Annotated in this window: 16 protein-coding genes; 5 read left to right on the plus strand and 11 right to left on the minus strand. The window is 70.5% G+C overall.

What is annotated here, in order from left to right; genetic code table 11:
• The first annotated feature begins 19 nt into the window (after positions 1 to 19).
• Positions 20 to 982 carry an alpha/beta hydrolase gene (locus ABT340_RS19435; protein ID WP_352012157.1) on the plus strand — a complete coding sequence of 321 codons (963 nt, stop codon included), beginning with the start codon at positions 20 to 22 and terminating at the stop codon, positions 980 to 982.
• A 22-nt stretch (positions 983 to 1,004) separates the two neighbouring features.
• On the opposite strand, the gene ABT340_RS19440 is transcribed toward ABT340_RS19435, so the two are convergent.
• From ABT340_RS19440 to ABT340_RS19460, 5 genes are all read right to left on the minus strand, one after another.
• Positions 1,005 to 1,409, minus strand: coding sequence for a hypothetical protein (locus tag ABT340_RS19440; RefSeq protein ID WP_352012158.1), 405 nt, complete (start codon positions 1,407 to 1,409; stop codon positions 1,005 to 1,007).
• Positions 1,410 to 1,427: 18 nt separating this feature from the next.
• The gene (locus tag ABT340_RS19445; RefSeq protein ID WP_352012423.1) at positions 1,428 to 1,535 is read right to left on the minus strand and encodes an NAD(P)-binding protein; all 108 of its coding nucleotides are present in this window, start codon (positions 1,533 to 1,535) and stop codon (positions 1,428 to 1,430) included.
• 152 nt (positions 1,536 to 1,687) lie between these two features.
• The gene (locus ABT340_RS19450) at positions 1,688 to 1,909 is read right to left on the minus strand and encodes a helix-turn-helix domain-containing protein (protein WP_352012159.1); all 222 of its coding nucleotides are present in this window, start codon (positions 1,907 to 1,909) and stop codon (positions 1,688 to 1,690) included.
• 75 nt (positions 1,910 to 1,984) lie between these two features.
• Positions 1,985 to 3,271 carry a ferric iron reductase gene (locus ABT340_RS19455; RefSeq protein WP_352012160.1) on the minus strand — a complete coding sequence of 429 codons (1,287 nt, stop codon included), beginning with the start codon at positions 3,269 to 3,271 and terminating at the stop codon, positions 1,985 to 1,987.
• Entirely contained in the window at positions 3,268 to 4,416 is a 1,149-nt protein-coding gene (locus tag ABT340_RS19460; protein ID WP_352012161.1) for an alanine racemase, read from the minus strand. Before ABT340_RS19460 ends, ABT340_RS19455 begins: the two co-directional genes overlap by 4 nt.
• 407 nt (positions 4,417 to 4,823) lie before the next feature.
• On the opposite strand from ABT340_RS19460, the gene ABT340_RS19465 reads away from it, so the two are divergent.
• Positions 4,824 to 5,036: a hypothetical protein gene (locus ABT340_RS19465; RefSeq protein ID WP_352012162.1), complete on the plus strand. Its 213-nt coding sequence runs from the start codon at positions 4,824 to 4,826 to the stop codon at positions 5,034 to 5,036.
• A 301-nt stretch (positions 5,037 to 5,337) separates the two neighbouring features.
• Positions 5,338 to 5,922, plus strand: coding sequence for an RICIN domain-containing protein (locus ABT340_RS19470; RefSeq protein ID WP_352012163.1), 585 nt, complete (start codon positions 5,338 to 5,340; stop codon positions 5,920 to 5,922).
• Positions 5,923 to 6,087: 165 nt separating this feature from the next.
• On the opposite strand, the gene ABT340_RS19475 is transcribed toward ABT340_RS19470, so the two are convergent.
• Entirely contained in the window at positions 6,088 to 6,405 is a 318-nt protein-coding gene (locus tag ABT340_RS19475) for a hypothetical protein (protein WP_352012164.1), read from the minus strand.
• Between ABT340_RS19475 and ABT340_RS19480 the strand changes: the two genes are divergently transcribed.
• A complete protein-coding gene (locus ABT340_RS19480; RefSeq protein WP_352012165.1) occupies positions 6,398 to 7,282 on the plus strand; it encodes an esterase-like activity of phytase family protein in 885 nt (294 codons plus the stop codon). The genes ABT340_RS19475 and ABT340_RS19480 overlap by 8 nt on opposite strands.
• 119 nt (positions 7,283 to 7,401) lie before the next feature.
• On the opposite strand, the gene ABT340_RS19485 is transcribed toward ABT340_RS19480, so the two are convergent.
• Genes ABT340_RS19485 through ABT340_RS19500 form a run of 4 tightly spaced genes read right to left on the minus strand, consistent with a single transcriptional unit; the run spans position 7,402 to position 11,316 of the window.
• Positions 7,402 to 8,694 carry an FAD-dependent monooxygenase gene (locus ABT340_RS19485; RefSeq protein WP_352012166.1) on the minus strand — a complete coding sequence of 431 codons (1,293 nt, stop codon included), beginning with the start codon at positions 8,692 to 8,694 and terminating at the stop codon, positions 7,402 to 7,404.
• Positions 8,685 to 9,332 carry a maleylpyruvate isomerase family mycothiol-dependent enzyme gene (locus ABT340_RS19490; protein WP_352012167.1) on the minus strand — a complete coding sequence of 216 codons (648 nt, stop codon included), beginning with the start codon at positions 9,330 to 9,332 and terminating at the stop codon, positions 8,685 to 8,687. Before ABT340_RS19490 ends, ABT340_RS19485 begins: the two co-directional genes overlap by 10 nt.
• Positions 9,332 to 10,165, minus strand: a complete 834-nt coding sequence (locus ABT340_RS19495; protein WP_352012168.1) for a fumarylacetoacetate hydrolase family protein — start codon at positions 10,163 to 10,165, stop codon at positions 9,332 to 9,334. The genes ABT340_RS19490 and ABT340_RS19495 overlap by 1 nt, the downstream gene beginning before the upstream one ends.
• Positions 10,162 to 11,316: a cupin domain-containing protein gene (locus tag ABT340_RS19500; RefSeq protein ID WP_352012169.1), complete on the minus strand. Its 1,155-nt coding sequence runs from the start codon at positions 11,314 to 11,316 to the stop codon at positions 10,162 to 10,164. The genes ABT340_RS19495 and ABT340_RS19500 overlap by 4 nt, the downstream gene beginning before the upstream one ends.
• Positions 11,317 to 11,407: 91 nt before the next feature.
• On the opposite strand from ABT340_RS19500, the gene ABT340_RS19505 reads away from it, so the two are divergent.
• A complete protein-coding gene (locus tag ABT340_RS19505) occupies positions 11,408 to 12,160 on the plus strand; it encodes an IclR family transcriptional regulator (protein ID WP_352012170.1) in 753 nt (250 codons plus the stop codon).
• A gap of 3 nt (positions 12,161 to 12,163) precedes the next feature.
• On the opposite strand, the gene ABT340_RS19510 is transcribed toward ABT340_RS19505, so the two are convergent.
• The gene (locus ABT340_RS19510) at positions 12,164 to 12,814 is read right to left on the minus strand and encodes a TetR/AcrR family transcriptional regulator (RefSeq protein ID WP_352012171.1); all 651 of its coding nucleotides are present in this window, start codon (positions 12,812 to 12,814) and stop codon (positions 12,164 to 12,166) included.
• Between the last annotated feature and the right edge of the window lie 16 nt (positions 12,815 to 12,830).

A 12,830-nucleotide genomic window follows, 5' to 3' on the forward strand; every position in this document is an offset into this window, starting at 1 on the left:
GAAGAAGAGAGCAGGCGAGATGAGCGAGACCACTGCCGTCAAACGGCCGCCGGAGCCGGACTTCTCCACGATGACGGTCAAGCAGCTGATCGACTACCGCACTGCGGAGAACCGCTGGCGGGCCTCCGGCGCGGCACGGGCGATCCTCGGGGAGCCGGACCCCGGAGCCGCCGTCGAATGGCAGGACATCGCGCTGCCGGGTCGCGACCTTCCGGTCCGGGTGTACCGGCCGGTTTCTCCTGCCGGCGGCGAAACCACCGCCAGGACCGGCCTGCCCCTCGTGGTCCACGTGCACGGAGGCGGTTTCGTGGGCACAGCGGCGCAGTGCGACTGGACCAACAGCCACCTCGCCGCCCGGTTGCCCGCGCTCGTCGTCTCCGTCGAGCACCGCCTCGTCGCCCCGGGCAGCCCCCTCGCCAACGCCGCCGACGACGGCTGGGACGTCCTCCGGCACATGGTGGAAAACGCCGCACGGTGGGGCGTCGATCCAACGCGTACGGCCGTCGCCGGCGAGAGCTTCGGCGCGCTGGTCAGCGCCCTGACGGCCGTCCGGGCCCGGGACGCGGGCCTGCGGCTCCGGGCGCAGGTGCTGGTCAACCCCGTGGTCGAGGTGACCGAGACGATGTGCGACTACCCCTCCGTGGCTGAGTACGCCTACAGCCCGACCCCTGCCCTGTCGCTCCTGCGGTTCCTGCGACGGCTCGCCGTCCCGCCGGGAACCGACGCCCGCGCGTTCTCGCCGCTGTACGCCGATGATCTGAGCGGGCTCGCCCCCGCGCTGCTCGTGGTGCCGACCAAGGACGCGGTCGCCGATCACGGCCGCCGCTACGCCGGGCGACTGCGGGCGGCAGGGACGTTCGTACGGCTCACCGAGTATCCGCAGGCGCGGCACGCCTTCCTCACCCTGCCAGGGGTGGAACCGCAGGCCGAGGTCGCCCAGGCGGAGATCTTCGAGTTCCTCCGCGCGGCTCTGGCGGGGTGACGGGACGGCGACGCGAACCATCTCAGCGGCGTCTGCGGCCCTCCAGGCCCCTGGCGACCGGTGCGGCGTCTTCGCCCACCCAGCCCAGCAGGGCCGAACCTCGGCAGCGCTGGAAGGGCAGGCCCAGGTAGGCCAAACCGGGTACCGGGCTGATCCCCTCACTGTGGCGGGGCAGCCCGCCGGCCAGGGCACCGGGAACCCGCAGCCAGCGGTAGCCGGTCGCCCAGATCACGCTCCGCGGGGCGATGGTCCGGCCGCCGGCGGTGCGCAGCAGGGAAACGGTGGTGCCGAGCCGGACCGGCAGCTCGAAGTGGGCCGCGTACGCCCGCAGGTAGTCGGCCACCTCGTCCTTGCCCGGATAGCGGTCGGCGCCGGGCATGGGCAGGCCGGGCAGCGCGCTCAGGGAGACGGGGGTGAACAGGCGCAAAGAGTCCCAGCGGCGCCGTCAGGACTCGCCCAGCCGCGGGTGGGCCTCCAGCAGCAGCAGCACGTCATGTCCGGCCATGCGCAGTTCGCGGCCTGCCGCGAGCCCCGCCTGTCCGGCGCCGATCATGAGAATCACGAAACCAAGCCTGGCCGAGAGAGTGGCGGCGGGGCTTGAACGATCCTGCTACCGGGTTCGTCCGTGGTGCTCCGTCCTTCAGGCCGGAGAGCGTCAAGGCAGCCATCGCACCCCGGTCGTCAGGGTGGAGGGTGCCTGGCCCATCATCCGGCGGACCACCTGGTCAGGTGGGCGGAGTCCGCGAACCCGGCCGTGTGCGCGGCCTCGGTGAGCAGGGCGCCGTCCGCCAGCGACGACATCGCCGCCCGTAGCCGCGTCCACAGCACGTAGGGCCGGAACGGCAGCCCCAGCTCGCCGGCGAACAGGTGGGACAGCCTGCCGCCGGACAGGTGCACGGCGAGGGCGGGGCGGCCGGAGCTCTCCATGCCCCGGACAATACAGTCGATACTGAATCAAGCTAATAGTTTATTCAGTCACGACTGAACAGTAGGTGTGGCCCTTCAAGTGGGCGATCCGGGCCGCCAGCGGGGGCTCGCGCCGGTGTCGCGCAGGGACCACTGCCCGTCGGGGTGCAGTTCGTCGTCGTAGTAGAAGACGGTGGAGGGCAGGCCGAGGGTCGGGCCATCGTGCGCGACGAAGGCCTCGCAGGCCGCCTGCCGCAGCCGGTGGGGGTCCACGGCGAAGGTGTCGGTGGCGACCTGGACCAGGCGCTCCAGCGCGTGGTGGGCCATGAAGCTGTCGTAGGCGAGGCTGAAGACGTGCGCCGCGGGGTGCCGTACGTCGCGGGAGATGATGTTGACCGGCGGCAGCGGACGCGTCAGGCCCTGCCGAAGGCGGATGGCCGGGTCGACGTTGATGGCGCAGTCCCGGTAGAAGACGGCCGTGCGCCGCCCGTCGAGGTCGTAGCCGAACAGGGTGTTCTGGCCGTGCATCTCCAGGGCGCATCCGGTGCGCGTGGCGGCGCGGGTCCACAGGGCGACCATGGGTGCCACCACGCGGCGGACCAGCCACTGTGTCGGGTCTTCGCCGCTACGGGAGATGAGCTGCGTCAGCACGGCGGGGTGCCGAGGCTGGAGGATGTCACGGCCGTACAGGGCGAACAGCGGCACCGTGTACCGCAGGGGCGAGGCGAGGATGTCAGCGGTTGCGGAGTTCCCGCCGGGCGGTCCGACGGCGGTGCCCGTGCGCGGGCCCGCCTCGCGGACGAGGAAGCCCCAGGCGTCGCGCGGCCGGTGTCCCAGGACTCCGCCCGCCACCTCGCAGAGCACGGGGAGCTCGTTGCGGGTCAGTTCCGCGGCCGTCCACAGTTCAAGGGTGATGATCGGTTGCCGCAGGCGGCGGGTGAAGCGTGACAGCCGTTTGGGGTAGTGCAGTTTGACGAAGTGCGGCTCGGTGGACGCGCCGCCGACGCGTTCGACGAACACGGTGCGGGCGTTCGCGGAGGGCACCACGGTCAGCTCGGGGCCGCGTCGCAGGCGACGCAGTGTCCGGCGTTCGGGAAGGTCCGGATAGGCGAGCGTCTCCGGATGGACGGGCAGCAGGAATTCGTCCGCGTCGCCGTACAGGCCGCTCACCTTGCTCGGCAGGTCTCCGGCCAGGAACGTGCCCATCTCGGGCGGCACCCGGAAGGTGGGCACCTGGAAGCGTGGCAGTCCCCGTTGCGGGTGGTAGCGGTCGCCGATGTCCAGGTGCGCCGAGTAGGCACTGTAGTCACGGGTGCCGCCGCCCAGGTATCGCTCCGCGTACTGCCAGGTCTGCTGCGGGTCTCCGGACTCGTCGATGATCACGATGCGCCTTCCCGGTCGAGGTAGTGAAAGGTGGGTTCGGGATGCATGAGGAACTGGTGGTGGGACAGGTTCCAGGCGTAGGCGCCGGCCAGACCGAAGACGATCAGATCGCCGGGGCTCAGCCCGGTGACGGACACGTCCCGGGCGAAGACGTCCTTGGGGGTGCAGAGCTGGCCGACCAGGGTGATCGTGCCGCTGTAGGCGGGTGTCCGGCCGGTGGGGCGGATGACGGTGAACGGCTGGTCGTGCCCTCTGGCGACCGGGGTGCGCAGGTGCTGGGTGCCGCCGCGCAGCACCGCGAAACATTGTCCGTGGCTGGTCTTGATGTCCAGGACATCGGTGACGTACCAGCCTTGGTAGGCGGACAGTGAGCGTCCGGGCTCGATGCGCAGCGGCCCGGGGGAGCGCAGGGCCGCCAGGGCGGCACCGTAGGCCGCCCAGTCGAAACGACTGTCCGGATCGGCGTAGTCGACCAGCATCCCCCCGCCGAGATCGATCTCGGGATGCTCGACGCCCGGCAGGTGCCGGTTCAGCCAGGACGAGGCCCAGGTGACGACGTAGGCGGCCACCTCGGCCATGGCGGGGGCGGGCAGGCCCCATGCCAGGTGGCTGTGGATGCCGCGCACGCGGATCCGGGGAGCCGCGCGCAGGATCGGCAGGCACGCCTCCAGTGTGGGCTCGTCCATGCCGAAGGGTGTGACGGTCGTGGTCTGCCCGTTCACGGCGGGCGGACGCAGATTGGCCCGCAACAGGATGTCCACCGGCCGCCCTCGGGCGATCCGGGCGATTCTGGTGAGTTCGCCGGGGCTCTCCACGTGCACCCGTTCGACGCCGAGTTCGAGCGCGAGCCTCAGGTCGGCGTCGGTCTTGCCGGGACCGCTGAAGGCGACCCATGCCTGCGGCAGGAGCTTTCGCACGAAGGCCAGCTCACCGCCCGAGGCCACCTCGAACCCGTCAACGAAGGGTGCGAGGGCGCGCAGAACCCGTGCGTCGGGGTTGGCCTTGACGGCGTACAACACCTGAGCGGCGCCGTTCACGGCGCCGATGACCACGCCGACGTGGCGGCGAAGACCGTCCAGATCGTAGATGTACGCGGGCAGCATGCCGGCTGCCGCGAGTCGCAGAGCCTTCTCCTGCGGGAGCATCGCACCTCCAAGGTCGGGTTTCGCGCATGGCTGTGACACGACACCTCAGGGCGGGTCACGTCGAGGGGACGTCGTTTTCCGTGACGACCGAAGTCCCCGGTGAGGGGCTCAGCCCATCCCGTTCCGGCAGGCGGGGACGGGCTTGGCGCGGGCAGGCGTACGGACGAGGCCGCGTTCAGGGCTTCGGCCTTGTGACACCGGGCCGGGGGAGCGGGTCAGGGGGAGAGGCGGGGTCGTGGCGGTGACCGGCAGAGCGCGTCGTGAGGGCATGGAACTCCAACCATGGTCACGCAAGGTGTGAGGATAAATACGAAAGGTAGTTGTTTGTGATCAGAGGTGTACTACCGGCGCGGTGACATTGATCTTTCGCCCGGAGTCCGGGCGTTGAGAAGCATCGTGCCAAAGTCTTGATCGCGGCTGGGAGGGCGCTGACGGCCTGGAACTTCCTGGCGCTGTTTTTCGCCTTTCCGGCCAGCGCCGCGGCGAGCCGTAATACGGTCCCGAAATCGCTCATCCCATTTCATCCGGCGCTCGGTGAACATTCGGTGGGTGAACGCCATCGCCGTCCGCGGCACGCCTGTTTAACATTGGTGTCGGCGAAAAGCGAAGGCGGCACCTGAGAAATCGGAGGCGTGCCGAGCGGCGCGAATCACCGATCACCCCTGCCCCGGGTTCATTCTCCTGATCATCAGAGCCGACCACGCCCAACCACCGAAGGGAGCGGCCCATTTTCCGGCATGGCCGTTACCGGTGCCGGAGACCACCGAAATCGTGCCACGACAGGACCACGGTGAACCCGCCCGCGCGGCCCTCATTGTCCAGACCAGAGGAGGAGAAATCATGAGATTTTCCCGTGTCAGGATCGGCTTTCTGCCGCGAAAAAGCAGAAGGCCGACCTCGTTGAATCCCGGGGAGAGGCGGTTGACGTTCAGCGCCCTGGTCATGGCGCTGGTCCTGGTGGCCGTGTCCTTCGCGGCGGGCACGTCCACGCCGGCGTACGCGGACACGCGTTACGCGGAGATCGTGAACCGGATCAGCGGACTGCGCGCCGACGTGATGTGGGCGTCCACCAATCCGAGGCAGGGCGTCTTCCTGTGGCCGGACAATGCCAGCCACTCGCAGGAGTTCGAGTTCCTCGACAGCGGAAGTGGATACTTCCGCATAAAGGCGCGTCACTCCGGTCAGTGCCTGCAACTCTTGGACGGTGACCCCCGGGAGGGCGTGTCCATCGTTCAGGACACCCACTGCGAGTCCGGGTACGCGCCGGCCGAGTGGCGAACCGATTACATCATCCCGCCGCACGAGCCCTGCGTGTGCTTTCCCGAGACCTACATGATCATCAGGAACCGCGCGAACGGCAGGTGCCTGGACGCCTCCTCCAGCGGTATACCCGGCCAGCAGGCACGCCTGCAGGCATGGAGCTGCATCAGGACAGGTACGGAAGGGAACCGCTGGAACCAGGTGTGGGGCTTCCAGTACCCCGGGGGCAACCCTCCGGCCCGCTGAGGCCATCACGTCGGGGGCTCCGCCCGCCGCCGTCCGGGCGGCCCTTCGGACGGCGGCGGGCGGAGCGGGAGACGTCCCCTCGGGGTTGCGGGGCAAGCCCACCGGGAACGTCGGCGTTGCCTCACGCTGCGGACGGCGTGACGACGTATGCGATTCATTCGGCATTCATGCCGAATGATCAGAATTTTGTCGTTTATGCCTGTTCTGGCTGCTGCCGGCAGCCGTTCGCTCGTTGAAAGGCAGTTCGCCTGTGAATGGCAGTACCTTTCGGACCCCCCGCTCGTTATCCGGCCGACCGGCCCGCGGAATCCTGGTCGCCTGCGCGATGGCGCTCGGCATGATGGCCACACCGACGATCGCCAACGCGACATCCGTCGCGCCCGTCACGCAAGTCGAAGAAGCCACAAAAGCCACAGAAAACGGGGTCGCTCCGGCGAGTTCCCTGGCATCGGTCGCCTGGCCGGGCGGTTCCTCGGTGTCCACCGCCGACGGGTCGAACGTTTTCGGTGAGGACCTCAGCGGCCTCCACCAGACCGGCGGGGTACTGTGGGGCGCGCAGAACAGCGGCAGGCTGTGGCGCCTGGTCCCGAACGGCTCCGGCGGCTGGAAGCCTGACACCACCGGCGGCTGGACCTCCGGCAAGGCGCTTCGCTTCCCCGGCGGCTCCGGCGTCCCCGACAGCGAGGGCGTCACCGTCACCGGCTCCGGCGCGGCCGGAGGGGTGTTCGTCTCCAGCGAGCGCAACGGTTCCGGCAGCAGCAGGCTCTCCGTCCTGCGCTACGACGTCTCCGGCAGCGGCACGACGCTGACCGCGACCAAGGAGTGGAACCTCACCGCGAGCCTGCCGTCCGTGGGCTCCAATCTCGGCTTCGAGGGCGTCACCTGGATCCCCGACGGCTACCTCACCGGCGCCGGGTTCAAGGACGCCTCGACCGGCGCGGCCTACGACCCCGGCGGCTACGGCGCCCACACCGGAGGTGTTTTCTTCCTCGGCGTCGAGGGCACCGGCATGATCCACGGCTACGTCCTTGAGGACTCCGGGGCCTTCACCCGGATCTCCTCGACCAGCAGCGGCATGGCCGGTGTCATGGAACTGCAGTGGGAACCGCAGGCCCTCCGGCTGTGGGCCGTCTGCGACGACAACTGCGGCGGCCAGCACCGCACCCTGAAGGTCGATGCCTCGGGGGCCTTCGCCGTCACCGCCGTCCACGACCGGCCCACCGGCATGCCCGACTACAACAACGAGGGCTTCTCCCTCGCCGGAGCCGACGAATGCGTCAACGGGTCCAAGCCCGTCTACTGGGCCGACGACGACAACGACGGCGGTCACGCCATCCGTAGGGGCACCGTCACCTGCTGACCGGCCGTCGAGAACACGTTCCCGGGCGACCCGGCGCCAACGTGTCCGGTGCCGCCGGTCGTCGCCCGGGGCGGTACCGCCCGCCTCGGGCGGAAGCGAAGCGGTCAAAAGTGGCACGGTCAGAGCGGCACGGTGTCCAGGGGGATCGGCTGGAACATCTCCGGTTCGTCCTCGGGGACCAGCGCCGTGGGGCCGTAGATCCAGTCGACGAACGAGTAGTCGTAGACGTCACGGCCACGCAGGAGGGCGTTGCGCCGCAGCCTCAGGACGCCTTCGAGATGCCACAGCTCGCCCCACGCCCGGGCGGTGGTGACGACGCGGCGGCAGTGCTCGGGCCGTACGGCCTCATAGGCGGCGAGTGCCGCGTCCCAGTCGACGCCGGAGCCGTCACCGGTCCGCCGCGCGCGCTGGGCGGCGACGTGCTCCCCGAGCACCCAGCCGTCCTCGATCGCCATGATCGCGCCCTGCGCCATGTACTGCAGGGGCGGGTGCGCCGCGTCACCGAGCAGCGCGATCCGGCCGGTCACCCAGGTCATGATCGGGTCACGGTCGTACATCCGCCACCACCGGTCGCGCCACATCAGCGGCAGCCCCTTCCGGACCCGCTCGCAGGTTCCCGCGAACGCCGCGTCCAGCTCGTCCGGTGTTCCCCAGTCGTCCTCACCGGCCAGCGCCTTCGGCGACTCGAACACGGCGACCTGGTTGAACATCTCGCCGCCCCGCAACGGATACTGGACGAAGTGGCAGCGGGGGCCGACGTACACGACGACGTCCTTGTCGTGGATGCCGTTGTCGGCGACCTTCTCGAACGGCACGGCGCCGCGGTAGGCGACGTACGCCGAACTCACCGGCTCGTCCTTGACCAGCAGTTCGCGGGCGACCGAGTGCAGCCCGTCCGCGGCGATCACCACCTCCGCCTCGTCGGCGCCGCCGTCGGCGAAACGGACCCGGGCACCACCGGCGACGTTCTCGTACGACGTGCAGTGGGCGTCGGTCAGGAGCTCGACACCCGCCCGCTCACAGGCACGGAGCAGGATCCCGTGCAGGTCGCTGCGGTGGATCACCAGGTAGGGGTAGCCGTAACGGCGCTCCAGGTCGCGCAGGTCCAGCCGGGTCAGGTCGTCGTCGTCCACGGCGTCCTTCATGACCATGGCCTCGGGCAGCACGCCGAGGGAGGCCGCCTCCTCCAGCAGCCCGTAGCGGTCCAGGATGCGGGTGCAGTTCGGCGCCAGCTGGAGGCCCGCGCCGACCTCGCCGAACACCGACGACCGCTCGTGCACCCTGACCCGCAGCCCCTGACGGGTCAGGGCGAGCGCCGCGGACAGACCGCCGATGCCGCCCCCGACGACGATCACGTCGGCACGGGTTGAGGGGAAGACGCCCATGGGATCGGTCCTTCTCGTCACAGCCACGGAGGCAGGGTCGGTGGGAGGCCGCCGCCGACGGCGGTCACCCCGGTCGTGGGACGTCCGGCCAGGTAGGCGGTGACGTCGGCCAGGGACCCTTCGACGCCGGGCACCGCGTCGAGACCCCGCTTGGCGAGGACGTCCTCCCGCAGCGCCAGCAGGAAGCCGTCGGGAAGGTCGGCGAAGGTGAGCCCGGTGGCGAGGTCCACGGCGTGCACCATGACCTCCCGGCTGCGCATCCACGGGACCTCGCTCGCCGGCACGGTACGGCCCTGCGCGGTCACCACCTGGGTCCGCCACGCCTCGTCGGGCAGCGCCGCCATCGCGGTGGCCAGGGTCGCGGCCGACTCCGTGAACCACCGTGACAGTTCGCCGGCGCCCAGCCGGGAACCCCGCTCGATCCCCTCGGCGCGTTCCTGCGGGGAGCCGTACATCGGGGTCCTCTCGCCGGTGCGCGCCCAGTGGATCAGGTTGCCGACCGCCTCGGCGTTCGCGGCCAGGTGCGCCACGAGGTGCTTGCGCGTCCAGCCGGGCAGGGCCGAGGCGGCGCCGTACTCCTCCTCGGACAGGCCGGTGATCGCCGACACGCACAGCCGGGTCCCCGTCTCGGCCCACGCGAGTGTGGTGGCGAGGTCGCGTGCCATCACGCGCCTTCGGGGACGACGCGGTTCTCAAGGCGGCCGAGACCCTCGATCTCGGTCACGACCAGCTCGCCGCCCTTCAGGAAGACCGGTGGCCTGCGGGCGTGACCGACCCCGCCGGGGGTGCCGGTCGCGATCACGTCGCCCGGGTTGAGGCGCACCATCGTCGAGACGTAACGGATCAGGTGGACCGGGTCGAAGAGCAGGTCGCCGGTGTTGTCGGACTGCGTCACCTGACCGTCGATCTCGCAGCGGATGTCGAGCGCCGGCCGCGGACCGGTCTCGTCGGCGGTGACGAGGAACGGGCCGATCGGAGTGGTCGAGTCCCAGTTCTTGCCCTGCAGCCACTCCCGGGTCCGGAACTGCCAGTCGCGGCACGTGATGTCGTTGAGCACGGTGAACCCCGCGATCGCGGCGACCGCCTGCTCCTCGTCCGCCCGGCGTACCTGCCGGCCGACGACGACGGCGAGTTCGGCCTCCCAGTCGAACTGCTCGGTCTCCTCGGGGCGCCGGATGTCGTCGGTGGCGCCGATGAGGGTGTCGGTGAACTTGGAGAAGAGGGTCGGGTACTCCGGGAGGTCGCGGCCCATCTCCTTGATGTGGTTCTGGTAGTTCAACCCGACGCAGATGACCTTGCCGGGCCGGGGCACGACCGGGGCGAGGTCGGCTCCGGCGAGCGGGTGCCGGGTGCCGTCGGCCGTCGCGGCGGTCGCGAGACCGCCGGGCGCGGCCAGCACGGCGCCGACGTCGGGCAGGCCCACCTCGACGAGCTGGTCGCCCTCGACGCGGACGGCGGCGGTGCGCTGGTCACCCAGGCGGATGGTGGCGAGCTTCATCGGCTGTCCCTTTCGGTGTGGCTGCGAAACAGGTTGAGCTTGGTGAAGATCGGGGCGTCGCCGAACTGGAACAGGTCGAGCGCGCCCGAGTCGGAGTCGGACGCCGACGCCTCCGAGCGGATCGACAGCGGCTGCCAGGACGGGACGACGAAGAGATCTCCGCGGGTCACCGTCCAGGTCCGGTCGCCGACGGTGACCCGGCCGGACCCGTCGAAGACCTGGTAGACCGAAGAGCCGGTCTCCCGGTACGGCGCGGTCTCCGTGCCGGTGGTGATCCGGTGGAACTGCGCCCGGATCGTCGGCAGCACGTCGTCGGCGGTGGTCGGGTTGGTGTAGCGGACCAGGGCGTGACCCGGCTCGACCGTGGCCGGGTGGCCCTCCCGCTCCAGCGTGAGCTGGCCGGTCAGCGCGGCGTCGGTGTCGGTCCAGCGATAACGCAGAAGGGGTGTGCCCTCACGGCGGCCGAGCTGTGAGACCGGTGCCAGGCCGGGGTGCCCCCAGAGCCGCTCGGCGCGGGAACGATCGGGGGTGGCGTGCTCCTCCTCGGTGAGGGTGTCCCGGCCGAAGTCGAAGAACTGCCCCTCGATGCCGTACTGGAACGGGATGTCGAGCCCGTCGATCCAGGCCATCGGCGTACTCGCCGAGTTGTGGTGGGCGTGCCAGTGCAGACCGGGCTGGGGGAGGAAGTCGCCCCGGCGCATCGGCACCGGGTCGCGCTCGACCACGGTCCACACTCCCTCGCCCTCGACGACGAAGCGGAAGGCGTTCTGGGTGTGCCGGTGCTCGGGCGCGTCCTCGCCCGGCATGAGGTACTGGATCGCGGCCCACAGGGTCGGGGTCGCGTAGGGCTTGCCGCCCAGGCCCGGGTTGGCCAGCGCGATCGCGCGGCGCTCGCCGCCGCGGCCGACGGGGACCAGGTTCCCGGAACGGCCGGCGAGTTCGAGCAGTTCGCTCCAGTTCCAGCGGTGCGGCCGGGCCTTGGAACGCGGGTGCCGCGGCATCAGGTCGCCGATCTCCGTCCACAGCGGGACGAGCAGCGCCTTCTCGAACCCGCGGTAGAGGTCTTCGAGTTCGGGGCTGACGGGAGGCTGGTCGGGCCGGTCCTCAGCGGTGACGCTGACCGGCGACGTGATGGCGTGCGCGTCGGACATGGTCCTGACTATCCGCTGACGCGACGGATCAGGAACAGAGGATTCTGCACAGCAGAACAGGCTGTGTCAGGATCGGACCATGGTGAAGCCGATGAAGACTCCGCCGGCCTACGCCTCGAACAGCGTCGACCACGCCCTCAGGCTCGCGCAGATCCTCCAGCTCGACGGGGCGATCACGGTCTCCGCGGCGGCCGAACGGCTGGGCGTCGCCCGTTCCACGGCCCACCGGCTGCTGACCGCGCTGGTCTACCGCGACTTCGCGGTGCAGGACGAGGACCGGACCTACCGGGTGGGCCCCATCCTCGCCCTCGCCGAGCGTGCCCAGTCCGACGTCGGCACGCTCCGGGCGGCGGCCCTCGGGCCGATGCGGGCCCTGGTCGACCGGATCGACGAGACCGTGAACCTCAGCATCCGCACCGGCAGGAACGTCCGGTTCATCGCCTCGGTCGAGTGCGCCCAGGCCCTGCGGGTGGGCAGCCGCGAGGGCATGGTCTTCCCCGCCCACCAGGCGACCGGCGGCCTGGTGGCGCTGGCGGCGCTCCCGGACGAGGAACTCGTGGCCCTGTACGCCGCCGACGACCGGCACGATCCCGCCGAGGAGCTGCCCGACCTGACGAGGCTTCGCCGTGAGCTCCGGTCCGTACGGCTCAGCGGTGTCGTGCTCAACCTTGAACGCACCGAGCGGGGCGTGACCGCGATGGGGTGCGCGGTGAGGGATCGCTCCGGTGCGACCGTCGCGGCGCTGTCGATCTCGATGCCCAGCGTCCGTTACTCGCCTGAGCAGGTCAAGCCGCTCACCGCCGCCCTCACGGCCGCCGCCGACGCGATCACGCGCGCCCTCTGAGGCTCAGTGGCGGGCGATCAGTGCCTCGCCGATCGCCGTCATGGCGTCGGCGAGCTGCTCCATGAACTCCGAGATCGGCTTGCCGTCCTCCGACTGGAGCGAGACGAACGCGCCGTCGAATCCGGCCATGCCGAAGTGGGCGAGGGCGTCCGCGACCGTGTTCGCGGCCTCCTCGCCCTCGCTCAGGAACGAGGAGCGGATCATGTGCCGCATGTAGTCGCGGCCCTCGTCGCGGACCGCGATCACGGTTCGCAGCGCCTCCGGAGCCTCGGCCGCCTCGTTGCTCATGACCAGCACCAGCAGCAGGCGCAGGAACGCCTCCCGGTGCTCGAAGACCTCACCGGTCCTGCGCAGGTACCACCCGAGGCGCTCGCGCGGGGTGCCGCCCTCCGGCGGGTTGCGGTGGGCCTCGCGCATGGCGTCGAAGTAGTCGCTCGCCCCCTGGGACATGACGGCCGACAGCAGCCCCGCCTTGGACTCGAAGTGGTGGTAGAAGGCACTCCTCGGCAGGCCCGTCTCCTTGATGAGGGTCGACATCGACGTGCCCGCGTAGCCGCGCACGGACATCACCCGGGCGGTCGCGTCGAGGATCTCCTGGCGTGACCGTCGGCCTCGGCGGTTCCCGGTCTGCGCCTTCGGCGCGGGCTTGTCCACTCGCCGAATTCTAGGG

It is taken from the genome of Streptosporangium sp. NPDC000239 (assembly GCF_040300765.1).
Classification (GTDB): Bacteria; Actinomycetota; Actinomycetes; order Streptosporangiales; family Streptosporangiaceae; genus Streptosporangium.